Below are 20524 nucleotides of genomic sequence, written 5' to 3'. Positions count from 1 at the left end.
GTCCAAGAGCATAACAACACGGTTCATCAAATTTCATTATAGGTCAAACCTAAATAAGGTGTCAACCTTCGTGTTATTATTTTTTAGCCGGTCTGTTTTATTGAATTCCTGATTATGCGTGGGAAGCAGAATTCCCGACGAGGGCGCCGAGTTTGGCTCCGCCCAGCAGATGATAATGCAGATGAGGCACCGCTTGTCCGCTGTCCGGTCCGCAGTTGTTAATCAGCCGGTATCCGGAATCAGCGATTCCCAGTTCTACCGCAATTTGCTGCGCCACAGCATGGATCTCGCCGATCAGCGGCAGATCCTCAGGCGTGACATCATTCATCGAAGCGATGAACTTCTTCGGGATGATCAGCACATGCACAGGGGCTGCAGGCTCAATATCGTAGAACGCCAGAATCCGCTCATTTTCGAATACTTTGCTCGCCGGGATCGAACCTTCGATAATTTTGCTGAACACAGTTTCCATACAACGCTTCCTCCCCAAAATTTGTGATGCAGAAGCTTGCATCCGGCACTTTCCGCGGTAAAATCTGTAGCACCGGCAGTCCTTATATTGTAAAAACAGGCGTATTCACGGCCGTTTCCACTTCATAAAAATCCACCGCTCACAGGGGCTTGCCCTGTAATCATTAGCTCAGCTTTTGGCCGGCGGGGCGCATTAGCCTGAATCTGTTGGTTATTCCGGCCTGATCCGCTTCGCGACAAATATAGTTTATGGCTCTAATCATACAGGAAATTGAAACATAACGAAAGGTGGAGTCCAAGCATAAAGGCTGCCTCAGGGAGAAGAAAATGAAATAAGGACAAAGAGGACAAAGCTGTATTATAACAGGCAGCATAATTTTGGTGCGGTGGAGCGAGGATTTAAGGCATAGAAATTTCCATACAAAAAAAACAAAAAAAAGAAACACCCTTCACAGCTCATATGAGCTGCTTCGGCGGCGGACGTATGAGAAGGAACAAATTCCCTGTCATACGTCCGCCGAGGTGTTTCAAATGATGTCGGCTTAGCTGTATTATAACAGGGGGTTGAAGGTGTATCTGTGATCGTTGTCACATTCAACCCCGTCTTTCACATTTTTTCCAAAAGAATGGTTGAACCCCCGCCGCCCTGTTCTGCAGGAACTACAATCAGCTTGCGCGGCAGACGGGCACGAAGCTCGGGAACATGGCTGATGATGCCTACGGACAGCTGGTCATTGTGCAATCTTTCCAGTGAGGTTATCACGGTATCGAGCAGATCCGGGTCCAATGTACCGAAGCCCTCATCCAGGAAAAAGAATTGCAGCGGGTATTGTCCGCGCAGCTGAATCTGGGCTGACAGGGCTAATGCCAGCGCAAGGGAGGTCAGGAAAGTCTCTCCGCCGGAAAGCGTGGAGACCGGCCGCTTCATACCGCCGTTCCCGTCATCACGGATGACAAAACCTCCGCCGGAGTCCACTTCCAGCGCATAACGCTGCTTGCTCAGGAAACGCAGGCGCTGTGAGGCAGCCTGACATACCTGCATCAGCTGTTCTTCCGCTATATATTCCACAAAGGCGTTGCCGCGCAGCACCGTCTGCAGCTTGGACAAGCGCTCCTGCATAGCAGCATGTCCTGCCCGCTGGCCTTCAAGTTCCATCCAGCGGATGTGCCGCTGCTGCAGATCCTCCAGATCACGCTCCGCACGTGCGCGGGCCTGAAGTGAACTCTCATCCTCTTCCCTGCACTTCTGCAGTGTCTCCTGGCTCTCCTGCCACTCCTCACCGCTGAGCACAGCACCATCCAGCTTCTCCTCTATGCTCCGCAGCTGCAATGCACACTCGGCTTCCTCCTCGCGGTGAGCCCGCACCCGCTCAGCCGCCTGTGCCCGCTCAGAGGTCTCCAGGGACGCAGCTTCAACCTCAGCGGCTGAAGTAAACGCCGAAGACTGCAGCGCCTCCTTCCACTGGGAGTCGGCTGCCGTATAATGCTCATGGGCAGACTCTGCCGCCTGACGGGCAACCGCTGCTTCCCGGGTCTGCTGCTGGGCGTTGTCCGCCGCCTGGCGGTGCTCCCGCCGGCTGCGTTCAAGCGCAGTCTGAAGCTCCAGCAGCCTGCGCTCGCATTCCGCCAGCAGCGCCGCTGGCGGACGTCCGCCGGTCCATTCCCGGAGCAGCTGCTCTTTGTCACGCGCGAGCGCTTCTTTGCCTTCAAGCTGGGCGTCCCACTGCGCGAGTTCCTTGTCGAGTCCGGCCAGCTGCTCCTGCAGCGTCTGTACAGCTAGACTCTTCTCGTCCAGGAACTTGACGCTGATCTCCAGCCTGCTGCGGATCTCCTCGGCCCGCTCATCCTTGGCGAGCAGCTCCTGATAGGCTTTCTCCGCCTCCTCTGGCGCAAGCTCCGGAAAGAGCCCGTTCCATTCTTCCCTAAGCTTACTCGCCGAGGCAGCAAGTTCCTCCGCCTTGGCAGCCAGTCCCTGCACCCAGGACTGCTCGGCTTCGGCACCGGCCGTTTCCTTGTGATACAACTGCTCCAGCTCCTGCATGGAACGCTGCCAGTCTGCGGCTGCACGCCGCAATTCTCCGGACCGTGCCTTCAGCGAGGACAGCCGGGCATTCAAACCGGATAATGCTGCTTCATCCGGGATGTCTGCGGCTGCAAGAGATGCAGCGGACGCAGGGGCTCCGAGGGAGTCGAGAGCTGCAGAGGACTCAAGAGCTGCAAGAGAGCCGCGGGCGGCTGAGGACTCGAGAGCTGCGTGAGAGTCGCCGGCGGCTGAGGACTCGAGAGCTGCAAGAGAGTCGCCGGCGGCTGAGGACTCGAGAGCTGCAAGAGAGTCGCAGGCGGCTGAGGACTCGAGAGCTGCAAGAGAGCCGCCGGCAGCAGTGGCAGCAGACTGCTCCATCGCCTCTTCGGACGCTGCTCCGCCCAGCTGGGCAAGCCATGATCCGTCCTGCTCCAGCAGGCTGCGGAACAAATGGCGCGTCTCCAGCGCCTGCCGGGCCAGAACGCGGACATGGCGGAGCCGTTGGTCCAGCTCTTCATGTCCCCCCTGCTCCTGATTAAGCGCAGGGGAGGGATGGTGCTGGCTGCCGCACACCGGGCAGGGCACACCCTCCTGGAGTTCACGGGCGAGCGCCAGCGAGAGCCTGTGAACCTCCTGCTCCTTCAGCGCAGCTTCAAGCGCGCTGGTGTGCTGCTCCAGGCGGCCGGCAGCGGCTCCCGCTGCACCTTCGGCCGCAAGCAGCTCTTCCTGGTGCAGGGCAGCGGCGGCAAGCAGCTCCCCGCGCCCTGCACCAAGCGCCTGCCGCCGCGAAGAAGCAGCGGCCAGCCGCGCCTGCGCCGCAGCGAGCACCGCTGCGCGCTCGCGGTGCTCGCGGGCTGCCGACTCCCGCTGGAGCTCGGCAGAACGCAGCCCTTGCAGTCTCTGCATGGCTTCCTGCAGAGACTGCCGCTCCTGGGAGCGGACCGCGAGCGGCTGCAGGCTCTGCTGCAGCTCGTGCTGTTTCTTTTGGCCACGGGCCAAAAGCTCACGCTCCCGGGCCAGGCTCTCCCGCCCGGCGGCCAGGCCCCGGGCGGCTTCGTCCTGGCGCGCCAGCAGCGCCGCGCGCTCCCGGCGCAGCCCGCCGAGCTCGGCTTCCAGCTCGAGCGCGCGGCGGAACAGGCCCTCCTCCTGCCGGAGGGCCGGCTCCCCGGCGGTAAGCGCGGCCTGTGCCGCTGCTTCCGCCTCCGCCTTTACCGCCGCCTCCTGACCGGCGGCGGAGGCCAGAGCCTCCAGGCCCTCCGCGCGGGCATGGCGGCTCTTCCAGGCCTCTTCCGCGCTGCGCCAGGCCTTCAGCGCGGGCAGCCTTTTCTCGGCATCGTCAGCCTTGCCGAGCTTCTGCTCCAGGAGGAGAATCTGCTCCTCCTGGGCTTGTAGAGCCTGCCGCTGCTGCCCCCGGCGGGCTTGCTCCTCCTGCAGCTCGCGGATGCGGGCGAAGCGCTCTGCGCGCGCCGCGGCTTCCGTGAGCCGCTTGCGGCATTCCTCCGCATGCCGGACTGCCTCCTGCACCCGGACAGCTGCCGCTTCCACGTCTGCCTTGCCCGCGCTGCCCAGTCCCTGCTGCTCGGCCTCCAGCGCTCGCAGTGCCGCCTCGTTCTCTTTGACGCGGCGGCTAAGCTTAAGGGCCAGCCCGTCCCCGTATTGCTCCAGATGAAACAGCCGCTGAAGCATCTGCCTGCGGTCTACACCGCGCAGGGACAGGAACTCGGCGAATTTGCCCTGCGGCAGCACCACCGCCCGGGTGAAGTCATCCATCTTCAGCCCGATATGCTCTTCCACACAGCGGGTAACATCCGCAAGCTTATCGGCCATCACAACATCGCCGTCATCCTTGACCTCGATGAACCGGCTGATCGTATTACTGACCGATTGCTCACCGGTCCGTTTAAATTTGCGTTCCACCCGGTAACGGCGCGCTCCGGAAGAAGAGGTCAGCTCGAAGGTGAAGGCTACACTGAGCTGGTCCTCAGAATGGTTCATAATGCCTTGAGTCCCGTTCACTGCGCGCTCCACTTTCCCGTACATTGCCAGCGTGATCGCATCCAGAAGACTGGATTTGCCGCTGCCCGTCGGACCAAAGATCCCGAACAGCCCGGTCTCGGTAAGACTGGTAAAATCTATTTCCTGCTGCTCTCTATAGCTTTGCAGTCCGGATAGTTTCAGTAGTATCGGCTTCACTTAAGCATCTCCTCCCCATCCGCAGATTCCTGCCTTTCTTCTTCAGCCAGCTCCAGGAACAGCTCAATCAGGCTGTCATCCGGTTCCGCACCGCCCGTCTGGCGCTGGTAGAACTTGCGGAACAATTCCTGCACAGGCACGCGTGAACGTGCCATCTCTTCCAGCTCCTGCTCCATCTGCGGATAAACCGGACGGATATGTACAATGCCTTCCCGAGACTTGCGCAGCCGCTGGATATCGTTCATCGACATCGCTTCCGTCAGACGTAGCTCCAGATCGATGAAGGCCCCCGCATCCCTGCCTTCATCCAGCCAGCTGTAGACCTCCTGCAATCCGCCGGTTGACTTCCAATTAACCAGCGGACGGCCGCAGCTCAGATAGATTTCTTCGAAGACCGGCTCCCCGCCGGGCGCAACGTCTATCAGAGCTACAGATTTTGCCTGCCCCGCCTCTGAGAAGCTGTAGGCGAGCGGCGATCCGCTGTAGCGGATCATGCCGTCGCCCTTGACCCGCTGGGCCCGGTGCAGATGCCCGAGTGCCGTATACTGTGCACCGCAGGAGAGCGCCGAAGGATCTACGGTATAGGCACCGCCAACCTGGATCGGGCGTTCAGAGTCGCTCTCCACCCCGCCCAGTACATAAATATGGCTCATCGCCAGATTGACGGTCTGCGGTGAGAACTCCCGGCCGAGCAGATTCATCAGCCTGCCGACTCGTGCGCTGTAAGCCAGCCGCAGCTCAGCCTCTCCGCCGTCACCGGCGAGCAGCTCGCCAAGCCGGGCTTCAGAGGGGTAAGGGAGCGCAGCGATTTTGGCAATCTCACCGGTCCTTGCAGCATGCACCGTCACCGGCTCTGAGGTCGGCATCCCTACCAGTGTAATCCCCTGTCTGCGGACAAGCGGAGACACGGAAGCTACACGCTCCGGCTGATCATGATTGCCCGAAATGACAACCAGCGGCCTGCCGCCTGCCGTCAGTCTGGCCGCAGCCTCGTAGAACAGCTGCTCCGCCGCAGCCGGTGGATTGACCGAATCGTAGACATCTCCCGCCATCAGAATCAGATCCGCTCCGGAGGAATCTGCAATCCCCACCAGCTCATCCACGAACTGCTCCTGCTCCTTCTGCCGGCTTCTGCCCTCCAGCGTCCGCCCCAGATGCCAGTCTCCCGTGTGCAATATGCGCATATCCGCCCTCTTTTCCCCGCCTGTCTGCGGCAATCATAGATTTATATATAGATGTTTGGATTTCCTGCTGCTGTAGCCAGAGCAAAATTTTGATAATCTTCCATATGTGTTGACCATCCGCGTATTTTGTTGAAATCCTGCACGAAATACAACATTTTCCTCATAATATCGATCCTAATCCAGAATTGTTGTATAAAAGGCAGCATTTCTGCTTCTCAAAGCGGATTAGAAGGAGAATTCTTGTATTTCGTACAACAATCTTTCGAATAGCTATGAATATAAGAATTCAAGTTGTATAACGTACAACATTTGCTCCTGTGCAGCGTAAACGTAAGGCTTTCATTTCTTTTCTGCCACTAACAAATCAGATATAAAGATCAAAAGATTCCGAGTGACAGAATAGCGGTGGCCGGTTACTTGTTTGTTTACAGTCTAAGCGCTGTCTATATAGTAACTCTTCGTCAGTCTATCAGCTCAAACTATATCGTGACTCCAGAGAACACTTCGCCCTCCGGCCGCTGCCCGTCTGCAGATTTCTTGAAATATTTCGCTGTTCACGGTGGAAATCCGCAGACAATGGCAGACGCTGACGCTCCTATATTCCAAAATGGTTCCGCGCCACATTCCCCTGTCTATATACTTTCATGTTCAACCTATATATGTTAAATCTCTCATTCTCTTAAATCTCTAAGTCTATGAGAATCCTTAGCCTCTTGTCTAATAGCATCCTAAGTCTCTTAGTCTGTTAGTCTGTTAGTCTCTTAGCACTCTTAGCCTCTTAGCACTCTTAGCACTCTTAGCCTCTTAGCACTCTTAGCACTCTTAGCACTCTTAGCACTCTTAGCCTCTTAGCACTCTTAACACTCTTAGCACTCTTAGCACTCTTAGCACTCTTAGCACTTAGCCTCTTAGCCTCTAATCCTTATTCTCACAGCCTCATAGCATGTCCGCCATCGAAAAAGTACAACCAGACCTCGCTGACCGGCTCGCCCAGAATATCAAGCAGCGCCTTCCTGTACAGCTCCAGCTGGAAGCGGTACTTCTCAGTCAGCGATTCGAGCCCGCCCTCTTGCACCGGGACGAAATCTGTTTTGTAATCGAGCAGAATCAGGCGCCCTTCTTCCCGGAACAGACAGTCGATTACCCCTTGAATCAGAACGGTCTCATCGAAGGCTCCTCTGGCACCGTCAGCCGGGAGTCCCGCTGCCGCTTCGTCCAGGTATGCCAGCCCCCGGTAAGCCTCGTCTGCAGGAACGCTATAGCTGAAAGGCTGCTCTCTGGTCTTCCAGGAAGACTTAAAGAGTCTGCGGCCCAGTTCACTAGTACAGAAATCCTCTACTTCGCCCAGTTCAACCGCGTCTGCCTGCTCCTTGCTGAGTATGGCTAGCCGTTCAAGTCGCGCAAGTGTAGCCTCGAGAACAGACCGGTCCACCGGTTCATCCAGCGGAATATGCTGCATAACGGTATGATACGCGGTTCCGCGCTCAGCAGGGGTAAGTCCCCGCTTTTCCATAAATTTCGGGCGCTGCAGATGCAGGCTGTCCCCATATCCGGCACCGCCGCTTCTTGTCTTCTTTCCCCCGGGAATATAGGTTTCTTCCAGCAAATCAAGGGAGGGCTGGTCTTGCATGGACAGCAGTGCCTTCAGCTCGGTCACCGATGTTTTGGCGGGAATGCCGGAAGCAGCCGCATACGGATAGATCCACTGTAGCCTGTCCGCAATCTGCCCTGCTGAGGCCGTTCCCAGCGAAGGCACAGTCCTGCCCTGACGGAGCGCCTCAAGCGCTATACGGCGTTCTTCGTTCTTGTCACTGTCACCGTCTGCTGCCAGAAAAGATCCGGAGCCAAGCTCCGCAGCGCCGAGCACCGATATGCTCCAGTTGGACTCATCGCCGTGAAGCACCGTAGATACCGTGCCTTCACTACCCGCAAGCTTGCGCAGAATAGCGGCTGCGGGATGGCGGATCAGCGCCGGTCCCACCCAGTCCAGATAGCTGCGGCCCCGGGCCAGCAGATGGTCTGCCAGGAGCAGCTCCTCCCGGCCCTGCATAGCAGTCCAGCCGGATACTGTGCGCGGCAAATCGCGGACCGTGCCTACCAGGATCATTTTGTCGCGCGGACGGGTCAGTCCGACATAGAGCACGCGCATCTCCTCAGCCAGCAGCTCCAGCCGTGAACGGCGGTTGATGGCCAGGTAAGGCAGCGTCGGGTAGCTGACCCGTGTCTCCCTCTCCACGAAGCGGGGACCGAAGCCGAGTTCCTTATGCATCAGGAACGGGGAATGCAGATCCTGGCGGTTGAATATTTTGGCCATGCCTGCCAGGAATACAACCGGGAACTCCAGACCCTTGGACTTATGGATCGTCATAATCCGGACACCTCCAGCCTCCTCGCTGCTGCCCCCGGCAACGCCCAGATCGCCGCCGTTCTCTCTCAGCCGTGAGATAAAGACGAGGAAACGGAACAAGCCTCTGGCTGAGGTCTCATTCTCGAACTGAACGGCCCGGTCATACAATGCCTTCAAGTTGTTCTGGCGCTGAAAGCCTCCGGGAAGTCCGCCAACCCATTCCAGATATCCGCTTTCCCGGTAAATACGCCAGATTAGTTCGCTTAAGCTTCCCTGCCGGGCGGCGTTTCTCCAGTCCTCCAGCATGTCCCGGAAGGTCTTCAGCTTCATCCGCAGCTGCGGATGAATAGCCGTCAGCGCCGCAGAGGCTTCTGTCTCGGCAGCCTTGTCTTCAAGCAGAGCCTCTTGCTCTGATGTTGTAAAAAGATCATACGCGGCAGCAGTCTCTGCCGTTAAATCACCGCCTGCATCGCCGCCTTGCTCCACCCGCAGGGCAGCACCCGCTGAACCCATCGCCGGAGGATTGTCCCCCGGTATATTCCCAGCTTCGGATGCCGCAACCAGCGCGTCATAGAACGTTCCGGTGCTGCATAGGCGCACCTTGGCCAGTTCTTCCTCGCGCAGATTCACCACCGGCGAGCGCAGTACACCGGCCAGCGGAATATCCTGGCGGGGATTATCGACAATCTGCAGCAGCGAGAGGGCGATCTCCACCTCGGTAGCCTGGAAGTACCCCTTGTTCTGGTCGCCGTATGCCGGAATGCCTTCATTCCGCAGCTCTTCAATCATCAGCGGCGTCCACACACGGGCGGAACGCAGCAGGATGACGATATCACCGTATACTACCGGACGCATGATCCGCAGTGACTTATCATAGATCAGCAGCGGTTCCCCGCCGGTCATTCCTGTCATCTGCGAGATGCGCCGGGCAATGGCCCGTGCTTCCAGCTGTGCAGTCTCACTCTCTACTGCCTCATTCTCCTGCTGGGGCAGCTCATCGTCCTCCCCGGTTTCCTCCGGCTGACCGGATGCAGAGGTCCCCTTATCAATCAGCAGCAGCTCCGGCGCAAAATAAGTATCCGGCCCTTTCTCCGCCGCTCCCGGGAAGTTGGCTCCATAGACCAGCTCTGCACGCTCGTCATAGCTTATCTCCGCGACATTGCTGTCCATGATCTGCCGGAAAACCATATTTACGGCATTCACAACCTCCAGCCGGCTGCGGAAATTGCGGGCCAGATCGATGACCGAACCGCCGCCATTATCGTTCTGCCCGGGACTGGCTTCAGTCCGGGGATCCGCTTCACCGGCAAGCAGGCCGCTGCCGTTACCGCAAGCAGACGGTTCAGCGCTGAACCTGCGGTATTTGTCCAGGAACAACCCCGGCTCAGCCAGGCGGAAGCGGTAGATACTCTGCTTCATATCCCCGACCATAAAGCGGTTGCCGGGGAACTCACGGGAGATCAGCCGGACGATCTCCTCCTGTACGCTGTTGGTATCCTGATATTCATCCAGCAGCACCTCATCGAACTGGCTGCGGTATTCCATCGCGGCATCAGAAGGCAGGGAATGCCCCGGAACCGAGTCCGGATGGCGCAGAATCTGCAGGCAGTAATGCTCCAGATCACTGAAATCCACCAGCCCCCGGCCCGCCTTCTCCATCCGGTAACGTTCACCGAACCCGATAACCGTCTCCGCCAGCTCGTGCATCAGCGGTGCCGCTTCATGGAGTTCACCCAGGAAAGACTCCGCCGGGCGCCCGAACAAGGATTTCTGCAGCTCCAGCAGGCTCTTCTTCACTTGATCCCGGATTGCCTTAACACTCTCCTGCAGGCCGGGATCGGTTGCATCCTTCTTGCAGGGCTTCAGCTTGCCGAAAGAGATTTCCATGAAAATATCATAGAGTTCAGCCCATGGCTGCGATTCTACCGCATCCCGTAATCCCTGCGCCATATCCAGATCGGCCGCCAGGTTATCCGCATAAGGAGCAGGTCCGCCGGGTTGAAGCGCGATCTCGCGGGCCTGCAGCAGCTGGCTGATGGCACCATCCAGCGTCAGCCTGGCTTCAGCGAGAATGCTCTGTACCCAAGGGGTATGGCTCAAGGACTCCGCATCCGGCAGTGAGAAATCAGCAGCCGTATCCCGCAGCCACTGTGCCGGCCAGGGATGACTGCGCGCGAAATCATGCAGCCGCTGAATCAGCGAATGCACGGCGTCATCACTGCGCTCACCGCTGAACCAGTCCACAAGCCGGACAAATACGCTATCTTCCCCGTCTTCAGTGACCTCACCGTATTTCTCCTCCATCAGCTCTTCCAGCAGCTCCTGGCGCATCATTTCCGCTTCATGCTCATTGAGTATACGGAAGCCCGGATCAATCGGAATCAGCTGATAATACCGGCGGATCACTTCAAGACAGAAGGAATGCAGCGTAGTAATAGAGGCTCTGCCCAGCAGAGCAAGCTGGCGGCGCAGATATTCGTTCTCACCGCTTGTGTCCTCTTCCAGCTTGCGCTCCAGCGCCTCCCGGATCCGCTGCCGCATCTCGGAGGCTGCAGCCTTGGTGAATGTCGCTACCAGCAGCCGGTCCACGCTGAAGCCTGCTTCCTCATTGCTGATTTTGCGGATAATGCGCTCTACGAGTACCGCAGTTTTACCGGAACCCGCTGCTGCCGCGACGAGAATATCGCTGCCGCTCTCGGCAATGGCGCGCCACTGGTCGTCACTCCACAGACTCCCTTCCGGCTTCGCTTCCGTTACAGGATGTATGCTCACAATTTTTCTCCTCCTTTGCGGGACAGCAGATCCCAGATTACGTCTTTGCCAGGCTTACTCAGATTATTGTAGCCATTGCCCTCCACAGCCTCGTCGAACTGGCAGACCGGGCGGAAGGAGCAGAAGGTACAGGCAGTCTCCTGCTGGATGCGGTAAGGCTGAATAGCCACATCGCCTTCCGTAATACGCGTACCGATATCCGAAATCGTGCTCCGCACTGAAGACAGCAGCTGACCCCATTGCTCCGGGGTAGCTACAGACGCGCTGCTGTAGAAGCTGCCGTCGCTCTTCAGCGCTACCGGAACAATAGAGGAATAGCCTTTGTCGAGTGTGGTATCCATCAGTGAGACCACTTCACGGTCAGCCGTCAGCAGACCCTTCATTTTGAAGCGCTTCATCAGCTCCTGCTCCGCCTGCTCCCGGTTCATTCCGTTGGCTGAGGTTAGCAGCGGATCATGAACATGGAAATAGAGCGCGCCTGCCGGGAGTGCAGCCTGGCCAAGCCATTGCTCGGAATAGGTGAGCAGCACATCAAGATAGGTCAGCATTTGCAGCGACAATCCATAGTAGACCTCGTGCAGCTTGAGATCCTTCTGGCTTGATTTGTAGTCAATGACCCGCAGCAGAATACCCTGCTCGCCTTCAGCCATATCCACACGGTCAATCCGGCCGACCACCTCCATTACGCAGCCGTTCGGCAGTGTAATTCTCAGCGGAGGCAGATCCTTCCCGGGACCGAAATCCAGCTCCAGCCCGACCGGCTCGAAGCTCCCTCTGCGCGAATGCTCGCCGAGGATCACTGAAGCGCGGCCGACAATATTCTTCAGCTTGCGTGAGATATAGCTGTAACGTTTGCTGCTCATCAGAATTTCGCCCTGCAGCAGCGGGGACAGACGGTCTACCGTCTCACCCGCCTCACGGCGGCATTCTTCGGCCGTCATGCTGCCCCAGCTGCGGCCCTCCTTCTGCAGCCGCTGCGCCATTTGGCTTAGAGCCGCATGGAACAGCTGCCCGATATCCGGGGCCTGGAGCTTATAGAGCTGGCGTTCCTTCAGCCTTAGCCCGTAAGAAGCGAAATGAGAGAAGGAGCAGGCCACAAATTTCTCCATGCGCGACACGCTGCCGCGCAGTGTGGAGCCGCCGTACAGCCGCAGGCTGGTCTCCCGCTTCAGCCTGATCCCTTCGTTGCGGTAGAACAGCGAGCCCAGCAGCCGTTCAAGCTGAAGCTTCATTGAGACTTCTGCCTGCCCAGCAGCCGCTGCCTGTGTGTTCACCGGTTTGTCCGCATGTCCATCGGCCGCAAACCAGTTATAGACATCCCACCACAATCGGGGAATCTCTACCCCCTGGCGCCACTGCCGGAGCTGAAGCATCAGCATGCGGAGGGTTTGCTCAGGATGGCCGATGAAATTCATGTGGACCGCTTCCGTTTGTGCAGACATGCTGTCTTCAGCTGCCTCCCCTCCCTGGGGGAATCCTGACAGATACTTCTCATCCAGCCCTTCAGGGAACATGCCCTGAAGCTGGCGGATAATCTCCGAGGGCAGCAGCACTTTGCCTTCATCATCAGCCAATGCGTAACTAATCCACAGCTTCCTGCTGGCAGTTGTAAGCGCATTGTAGATCAGGAAGCGCTCATCCAGCAGCTTGCGGGATGAGCCGGGAGCCAGCTCCATACCGGCATTCTCCAGCAGCAGACGCTCTCCCTCGGACAAAATCCCGTCTTCCTTGAACTGTGCCGGAACCACACCTTCATTGAAGCCCAGCAGGAAGGCATACTTCACTCCCGACACCCGCGTACGGTCCATCGTTCCGACCAGCACCTGATCAAGGGCAGGCGGGACTAGCCCCATCTTGAGCTCAGCCAGCCCTGTTTCCAGCACGCCGGCGAACAGTTCAAATTCCATTCTTTCCTTGCCCATCATCTCGGCAATCTGATCGAGCAGATCCAGCACAGCCCCCCACAGCTGGTTATGCTCACGGGCAGCTTCCGGGCGTCCCTGCTCCAGAGACTCCGCCCCCATCCGTTCCAGCTTGCGCGCCGCCTCTGTGTCCTCAAGCAGCAGATATACTGCTCTGCACAGCTCCAGGCCGCTGCGGCTGGCTTTGACCCTCTGCTCAAAAGCCTGCAGCGGTCCTGTGATCGCGCTCCGGCAGGCTTCCATTCTGGCCAGCATGGCTTCATCTACAGCCTCACTGCCCTCCAGCGAGAGGCGGGGAATGCCTTTCCAGGAACGGCCGTCAGTCCACCGGTACCCGTGAATACCGCAGGCCAGCACGTAATTCTCCAGTTCATCCATATTGGCGCGCGTAATACTTCCGTCCAGCGGAAGCAGCAGCTCGGTCTTCACGCAGCGGAACACATCCTCATAGCGCCAGCGGCGGCGGACTACATCCAGAGCGGAACGGATGAATTCCACCAGCGGATGGTGCAGCTCATTCAGCTTCTGGTCCAGGAAGAACGGAACGCCGAAGTCCTGGAACAGCGGAGCAATCAGCGGCTCATAATCACTCATATTCCGCATGAATACAGCCATCTCACCATACTTGGCCTCTGAATCTCTGGCCAGGCTCAGCATCTCGCGCAGCACGCCTTCGACCTCGATCCGGCGGGAGGCCGCAGCCCGGATACTGACTGCCTCCTCCGCTTGCCCGGCTGCTCCGTTCCAGCGCAGCCGGCGCTGGAATCCACGCTCCAGATGGGCGAGAGCCGGACTGTCCTTGAACCTTGGAAGTGCTGGCGGCGCCAGAAGCTGATCCCAGACTGTAAGGCCCATCTCCTCGGCCATTCCGCGCAGCTTGATATACGTAACCGCAGCCGGGTGAAACAGCTCCAGCTCATGCGGTGCCTGGCCTGCGGGATAGATCCTGTCCAGCGTCAGGGCAATGGTCACCCCCGAAGCATATTGCATAAGCTCACGCAGTACGATGAATTCCTGATTGGTAAACCCGTGGAACCCGTCTACCCATATCTCGGATCCCCGGATATAGCCGGAATCCTGAATATGCTCAGCCAGCTCAGCCAGCCTGTCCTCCTGATCCATGTAGAGCTGTGACATTTCCTGCTCCAGCTCACTGAAGACCAGGTGCAGATCTTCCAGCTTGCCGGCCAGAATCGGACTTCCTCCCAGGGCATCCCGCATTCTGCCGAGCTGTTCTTCGAGGTCACCTGCTCCAAGGCAGCAGCGCTTGAGCTCCGTGTGCAGGTCGCTGAGCCGTTCCACGAATCCTGGCCGGTCCGAGGAGGCGCCGAACAGCTTCAGTTCCTCCTTGCGCCGGTTGACGATCTTATAGATCAGCATCTTCTTGCCTTCCTCGCTGATCGGCAGACTCGCGCTGCCGCCGGTCTCCTGCTTCACCCGGTAGGCCAGCCGCGAGAAGCTGAGTGTCTGGGCGCGGATGCTGCCCTTCACGTTGCCCGCAGCCAACAGACCGCGCTCCGCACCGAATGATCCCTGTTCAGGGACAAGTATAATTATCGGCGCTCCAAGCGGCTCTGTCTTCAGCCGTGAGGATACCGTCTCCCATATTGTAGTTGTCTTGCCGCTGCCCGAGCGTCCGATCAAAAAGTTAACCGTCATATCAGCAGACTCCTTCCGTGGCGGAGAATTAGAATGCAGGCCGCCCTGCTGCTGCACACACAGAAGCGGATTGCCTGATGAATATCAGAATCTATGAATAATCTCGTCCCAATAGTATAGCATACCTCCACCGCGCGCTCCAGAACGTACGTTTGCCATTGTTTGCAAATACCTGCCGCTTTTTTAAAGGCCACAGCAACCAAGGTCAACAACAAAGAAGACTCTCCCGGAGCCATGGATCGGCTGGTCGGGAGAGCCTGGATGGAGTGTATTATTTAGCCGGATCGGATATATAACCGGGATAGCCGCAGAATTAAGTGTCATAAATCCATCTAGCATCAATCCGGAAGTAGAAACCGGTTCATTAGATGGAGAAAATCCAATTAAATCAGCAGAGTCACTCCTCTGCTGATTCCGGCTCAAGTGCAGGGCAGCACCCAGCGCGATTCCGCTACGTAGTTCATGATCCCCAGCCCGGGAAGTGGACTGAAATTCCGTTATATGAGCAGATCAGGCGGATTCGCCGGGCAAACGGACTCAGATTCCGCTAAGGGACCAGTCAGAGCTGCTAATGGAATCCAGCCGGCAACATAACGGACTCAGTCCGCTTAAGCCCCATTCTGAGGTTTTTTGGAGAAATAGGAGCTTCTCAGTCCGCTTCGCTCTGCTGACGGTTCCCCGCTACAGTGCACAGCAACTTCCCTGTAAGAAAAAAAGAGAGCCTCAGTAGCTGAGACTCTCAAGACAAGCCTTCCGGCTTGAACTAACATCATTATTTGCTGCGCACTTCAAAGATGGCAAACTTCAGATAATGCCCTTCGTCCACGCCGAGGATCTGCGGGTGATCCTTGCCTGCGGCCCGCCACTCGATCAGCCGGAGCACTTTGCCGGCATCCTTGGCCGCTTCCTGGATGGTCTCCAGGAACAGCTGCGGCTGCATATGGTACGAGCAGCTGGCCGTAACCAGATATCCGCCTTCATTGACCAGCTTCATGCCATGCAGATTGATATCCTTGTAGCCGCGGACAGCGCCTGCTACAGCACTTTTGGTCTTGGCAAAAGCGGGCGGATCAAGTATAACGACATCCCAGGTACGTCCGCCGCCTGCTGTCATCGGCTTCGCGGTATCCGCCTTGGCAGCCGGCTTAGCGCCGGGTTTGCTCTCTGCCGCCGGACCTGTCGCCCGCTCAGAGCGTTCTTCCAGCCCCTTAACCTGATTGCGCAGGAAGGCAAACGCATCATCCACTACAAATTCCACCCGGTCGGTGAATCCGTTGATCTCCACATTGGCTTTTGCACTCTCAATCGCATGCGCGGACACATCAAGGCAGGTTACCTTCTTGGCGCCGTATTTACAGGCATGCAGGGTGAAGCTGCCGGTGTGCGCGAAGCATTCCAGCACGGTTGCGCCGTCCCAGAACGGGAAGGTGACCGGCTTACCGCTTTTGTTGACCGGCAGCGTCTGGAGTGATCCGTCCTCTGCCGCTACCTCCTGCAGCGTGATTCCGCTGCGCCCGCCCCAGCCCTTCATGAGCGGAGCGATGGAGGCTCTGTTCTCGCGCTGATCGAAGAAGTAGCCTGTCTTCTGGCCTTCTTCAATATCGACGATAACCTTCAATCCATTCTCGCTTACCGTGATGTGGCGCGGGCATTCCCCGTAGAGCACGCCTGTGGTCTGCTCTAAGCCTTCGAGCTCGCGGACGCTGACGTCACTGCGCTCATAAATGCCGCGCGGCGCCATAACCTGTACCAGCGCTTCCACAATCTCGGAGCGGTGCTGATCCATCGCCAGCGTCAGCAGCTGTACGACGAGAACCTCCCCGAAGCGGTCGATGATCAGCCCCGGCAGGAAATCCGCTTCCCCATACACCAGGCGGTAAGCATCCGCACCCGGCAGGAAACGCTCCCTGTGCTGCAGAGCGCTTGCGAACCGGCCGGCAAAAAATACCGTGTCCATCGCCGCAAGCTTACTCTGCGACAGAATTCTTACCCGGATCTGCGAGGCCGGATTGTAATACCCTGTGGCCAGATAACGCCCCTGATGATTCAGCACATCCACAAGTCCCCCTGCCTGCGGCTCCCCGTCTACCGAGGCTACTTCGCTGGCGTAGACCCACGGATGTCCCTGTTCCAGTCTTTTCTTACGGTTTCGTTCCAGAATTACCGATGCCAATGACTTCAACTCCCTGTTCTTGTAGCTCGATTTGTATACATGTCCCATGCAATGCCTTCATATATTGGTGTACAACCCCCGTCCAAAAAGGAGCCTGTCCTTATGATCCGTGACCTGCTGTTCCCTGTCATTTATGGCCTTGTCATCTTTCTCGCCGGCATGAAGGTGATGGAAGCCTCATTGTCGCGGCTCGCCGGCCCGCTGCTAACCCGGAGTCTGCATAAGGCAACCTCTACGCCGGCCAAAGGCCTGATTGCCAGCAGCCTGCTGTCCGCGCTGCTGCAGAGCAGCACGGCCGTAACCGTGCTGACCATCGGTATGGTCAATGCCGGGCTGCTGACCTATGCCCGGACGCTGGGCATTATCCTCGGCAGCAACATCGGCACCTGCCTGACTACAGAGCTGATCAGCCTGCAGATCAGCACACTGGCAGCGCCGCTGCTGGCCGCCGCGCTATGCCTCTGGGCGGCCGCAGTGATGGCCGGCGAGCTATCCCCGCAGGCATGGCGGCTGGTTGAAGCCTGCCGCCGGATCTCGGGGCCGCTGCAATTCATCTGCCTCGCGGTGGCCGGCTTCGCCCTGGTCCTGTGGGGCATCGCGGTCATGCAGTCGGTCGGCCCCGCCCTTGAAGGCAGCGAATTGTTCCGCTGGTTCCTCGGGCATGCCGCCACAAGCGCACTGTGGGGACTGGCAGCAGGTGCCGTGCTGACCGCGATGGTGCACAGCAGCGCGGCGGTGATCGGCATGGCGATGGGCCTCGCGACCAGCGGCGTCATGCCGCCGGAGCTGGGAATCGCCATCGTGCTGGGCGCGAATATCGGCACCTGCGTCACGACCGTAATCGCCGCCATCGGCAGCACGCCGTCCGGCGTATTCGTTGCCTGGTCGCATGTGGCGCTCAATGTCGGCGGCGCCCTGCTCTTCCTGCCCTTCATCGGACCGCTGCAGTCACTCTCTGCCTGGATCGGCGGCGGACCTGCCGCACAGCTCGCCCATGCCCAGACCATCTTCAATGTTGTGTGCTCGCTAGGGGTACTGCCGCTGTGCTACCTGCCCGTATGGACCAGGCTGGAGCAGCGGCTTCAGCTCTAATCCATACCGTCCGGCCAGGATTACAACTGTCTTATTATACTTCAATCCGCCCCGCAGTTCTACGGAAGCTCCACTTCCAGCATCCCCCTCAGAAAATACTATAAAACCGCGAGCCGTCATAAAAAGTAATAATCGTCGCGGCTGCGGCTATCCCCACCATCAGACACAGCGCAGCATAGTCGCTGCGGGTAAACGGCCGGGCCCGGTACCAGGTCCGGGTGCGGCCAGTTCCGAAGCCGCGCAGCTCCATCGCGGTGCTGATCTTCTCGATCCGCTCGATACTGGTCAGAATCAGCGGCAGCAGAATGGATACGATGTTCTTCAGCCGCTTAGGCAGCTTCTCCTTGCGGGAGATATCAATGCCCCGCGCCTGTGCCGAGAATGAGATATTCTCATAATCCTGCTGGATGTCGGGGATATAGCGCAAGGCCAGTGAAACGGAATAAGCGATCTTGTAATTGACCCCGACCCGGTTCAGCGAGGCGGCGAATTCACTCGGATCTGTCGTCAGCAGGAACAGCAGCGCCATCGGAATGACCACGGCATACTTCAGAGCGATATTGAATTGGTAGAAAAGCTGCTCCGCCGTCAGCGTATAACGTCCGGCGAGATGCAGCAGATCATGCCGGGTGCCATAGATTCGTGTACCTTCCAGCGGTGAGAAGGCAAAGATCGCGATGTGATTCAGCAGGAAGAAGAGCAGAATGAAGTAGAGCACAAAGGCATATTCCTGAAACCGGACCCGTGAAATGCGGAATACGGCCAGGCTGAAGAGCAGCATCAGCAGCAGGCAGCGGGTATCGTAGGTAATCATGGCAGAGACCGACCACACGGCAAAAATAATCAGCTTCGTTGCCCCCGTCAACCGGTGCACCGGAGAATCCTGTTTGGTATAGGTTAGCATCTTAGCTTTCATCCGCGCCGGTTCCCCCTGTCATATTCGATAAACCGCCGGACAAATTCCACAGGCTGGTTAAGTCCCGCCTTCACTGCCAGAGCAAACAGTGATGTCTCCTTCAGGTTGGCGCTGCTCACAATATCCCGGTCCGTCAGAATCACCTCCGGCCGGGCATCCGCCAGCTTCCTGCCCTCCGCCAGCACAATCGTCCGCTCCGCGTACTCCAGCATCAGGTGCATATCATGGGTAATCATAATCACCGTAATCCCGGAGCTGCCGAGTCCGCGCAGAAACTCCATAATCTCGTTATAGTGCCGGTAATCCTGTCCGGCGGTGGGTTCATCCAGAAGGAGCACCTCCGGCTCCAGCACCAGGATGGAGGCAATGGTCACCCGTTTCTTCTGCCCGTAGCTGAGCGCTGAAACCGGCCATTCGCGGAACTCATACAGTCCGCAAATCCGGAGGACCTTATGTACCCGCCCGCGTATCTCTTCTTCCGCGAAGCCCCGCAGCTTAAGTCCGAGGGCAACCTCGTCATAGATCAGCGTCATGGAGATCATATGATTCGGATTCTGCATCACGAAGCCGATATGCTCTGCCCGCTCCTTGATCGTATCCGTTGCCAGATCCCGCCCGTTCAGCAGAATACTTCCCGCTGACGGCTTGTAGAACCCGCAAATCAGCTTCGACACCGTTGATTTGCCCGCACCGTTCCTACCGGCAATGCATAGCATCTCGCCGCGGCGGACGCTGAAGGACAACCCCTGCAGCACCTTCGCCTGCTTGTCATAGCCAAAGGTAAGATCCCGCAGCTCAAGCAGCACAGGTGCTGCTTCCTCCTCCTGCGGTACTTCACTGGCCTCATACCAGGCGCGGAGCCTGGCGGCTCCGGTCTCCAGCCTGATCCCGTCCAGATGCTGCGGGTTCATCTCCGGTGTAATCTCGCAGCCGGCATATTTGAGCGCAGTAAGATAGAGCGGCTCCCGGAGGCCTGACTCTGCAAGCAGCGGTGAACTCAGCAGCTGCGCAGCCGGCAGGTCCGCCGCAATCAATCCTTCATTCATGACAATGATCCGGTCCACCGGCCGGTGCAGCACTTCCTCCAGCCGGTGCTCGATAATAATGACCGTATTGCCGGTCTCACGCTGCACCCGGTCGATCAGCTCAATCGCCCCGGTTCCCGTATAGGGGTCCAGGCTGGCCAGCGGCTCATCGAACAGCAGGACGTCCACATTACTGACCAGTACCCCGGCCAGCATGGTCTTCTGCTTCTGTCCGCCGGACAGCTCCTGCGGAGAAGCTGTCAGCAGCTCCTGAATATCGACCGCTCTTGCCGCAGCTTCTACCCGCTCATGCATCTCCTGCACCGGAACCGCTGCATTCTCTAGGCTGAAGGCAATATCCTCGCCTACGGTCAGGCCGACAAACTGCCCGTCCGGGTCCTGCAGTACAGTCCCCACCACCTCCGACAGGCCGGCAATCCCCAGCTCCTTCGTGTCTGTCCCTTTAACGGTAAGAGTACCGCTTATTTCGCCCGGATACGCAAAAGGAATCAGGCCATTGATGCAATGGGCCAAGGTGCTTTTGCCTGAACCGGAGGGCCCGACAATCAGAATCTTCTCGCCTTCATGAATCTTCAGGTTAATCTTATGCAGTGTAGGTTCCTGCTGGGCCCGGTATTTAAAGGTGAAATCGGTGAATTCTATAACCGTTTTGCTCATGGGTAACCTTCCTCATATGCTGATTTACGTATCCTAACTGACCCGCTCAAACAGAAAGGCCGGTGACGG

The 20524-nt window shown here is 58.1% G+C and carries 9 protein-coding genes; 1 reads left to right on the top strand and 8 read right to left on the bottom strand.

The window, feature by feature from the left end; all coding sequences use genetic code 11:
- Positions 1–112: 112 nt before the first annotated feature.
- The 6 genes from NYE33_RS12340 to NYE33_RS12315 form a co-directional block, all read right to left on the bottom strand.
- A complete protein-coding gene (locus NYE33_RS12340) occupies positions 113–472 on the bottom strand; it encodes a histidine triad nucleotide-binding protein (RefSeq protein WP_042139435.1) in 360 nt (119 codons plus the stop codon).
- Positions 473–1078: 606 nt separating this feature from the next.
- Positions 1079–4687, bottom strand: coding sequence for an AAA family ATPase (locus NYE33_RS12335; RefSeq protein WP_341065949.1), 3609 nt, complete (start codon positions 4685–4687; stop codon positions 1079–1081).
- The gene (locus tag NYE33_RS12330; RefSeq protein ID WP_341065947.1) at positions 4684–5871 is read right to left on the bottom strand and encodes an exonuclease SbcCD subunit D; all 1188 of its coding nucleotides are present in this window, start codon (positions 5869–5871) and stop codon (positions 4684–4686) included. The genes NYE33_RS12335 and NYE33_RS12330 overlap by 4 nt, the downstream gene beginning before the upstream one ends.
- Positions 5872–6799: 928 nt before the next feature.
- Positions 6800–10990: a UvrD-helicase domain-containing protein gene (locus NYE33_RS12325; RefSeq protein ID WP_341065944.1), complete on the bottom strand. Its 4191-nt coding sequence runs from the start codon at positions 10988–10990 to the stop codon at positions 6800–6802.
- Positions 10987–14571, bottom strand: a complete 3585-nt coding sequence (gene addB, locus NYE33_RS12320; RefSeq protein WP_336103841.1) for a helicase-exonuclease AddAB subunit AddB — start codon at positions 14569–14571, stop codon at positions 10987–10989. Before addB ends, NYE33_RS12325 begins: the two co-directional genes overlap by 4 nt.
- Before the next feature lie 772 nt (positions 14572–15343).
- Entirely contained in the window at positions 15344–16744 is a 1401-nt protein-coding gene (locus NYE33_RS12315; RefSeq protein WP_042141546.1) for a class I SAM-dependent rRNA methyltransferase, read from the bottom strand.
- Between the two features lie 102 nt (positions 16745–16846).
- Between NYE33_RS12315 and NYE33_RS12310 the strand changes: the two genes are divergently transcribed.
- Positions 16847–17836 (top strand): Na/Pi cotransporter family protein, encoded by a 990-nt coding sequence (locus NYE33_RS12310; RefSeq protein WP_076245031.1) that lies wholly within the window; start codon positions 16847–16849, stop codon positions 17834–17836.
- An 88-nt stretch (positions 17837–17924) separates the two neighbouring features.
- Here the strand turns inward: NYE33_RS12310 and NYE33_RS12305 are convergent, their stop codons facing one another.
- Both NYE33_RS12305 and NYE33_RS12300 read right to left on the bottom strand, forming a co-directional pair.
- Entirely contained in the window at positions 17925–18752 is an 828-nt protein-coding gene (locus tag NYE33_RS12305) for an energy-coupling factor transporter transmembrane component T family protein (protein WP_076245033.1), read from the bottom strand.
- A complete protein-coding gene (locus NYE33_RS12300) occupies positions 18749–20455 on the bottom strand; it encodes an ABC transporter ATP-binding protein (RefSeq protein WP_341065940.1) in 1707 nt (568 codons plus the stop codon). Before NYE33_RS12300 ends, NYE33_RS12305 begins: the two co-directional genes overlap by 4 nt.
- Positions 20456–20524 lie beyond the last annotated feature (69 nt).

It is taken from the genome of Paenibacillus sp. FSL R10-2199 (assembly GCF_038000235.1).
Classification (GTDB): domain Bacteria; phylum Bacillota; class Bacilli; order Paenibacillales; family Paenibacillaceae; genus Paenibacillus_AQ; species Paenibacillus_AQ phytohabitans.
This window is presented reverse-complemented; position numbering and strand designations above follow the sequence as displayed.

What these genes read in the sequence shown, in the direction of transcription:
- NYE33_RS12340 (WP_042139435.1), bottom strand. Translation starts at nt 472, where the DNA reads ATGGAAACTGTGTTCAGCAAAATTATCGAAGGTTCGATCCCGGCGAGC.
- NYE33_RS12330 (WP_341065947.1), bottom strand. Translation starts at nt 5,871, where the DNA reads ATGCGCATATTGCACACGGGAGACTGGCATCTGGGGCGGACGCTGGAG.
- addB (WP_336103841.1), bottom strand. Translation starts at nt 14,571, where the DNA reads ATGACGGTTAACTTTTTGATCGGACGCTCGGGCAGCGGCAAGACAACT.
- NYE33_RS12310 (WP_076245031.1), top strand. Translation starts at nt 16,847, where the DNA reads ATGATCCGTGACCTGCTGTTCCCTGTCATTTATGGCCTTGTCATCTTT.
- NYE33_RS12305 (WP_076245033.1), bottom strand. Translation starts at nt 18,752, where the DNA reads ATGAAAGCTAAGATGCTAACCTATACCAAACAGGATTCTCCGGTGCAC.
- NYE33_RS12300 (WP_341065940.1), bottom strand. Translation starts at nt 20,455, where the DNA reads ATGAGCAAAACGGTTATAGAATTCACCGATTTCACCTTTAAATACCGG.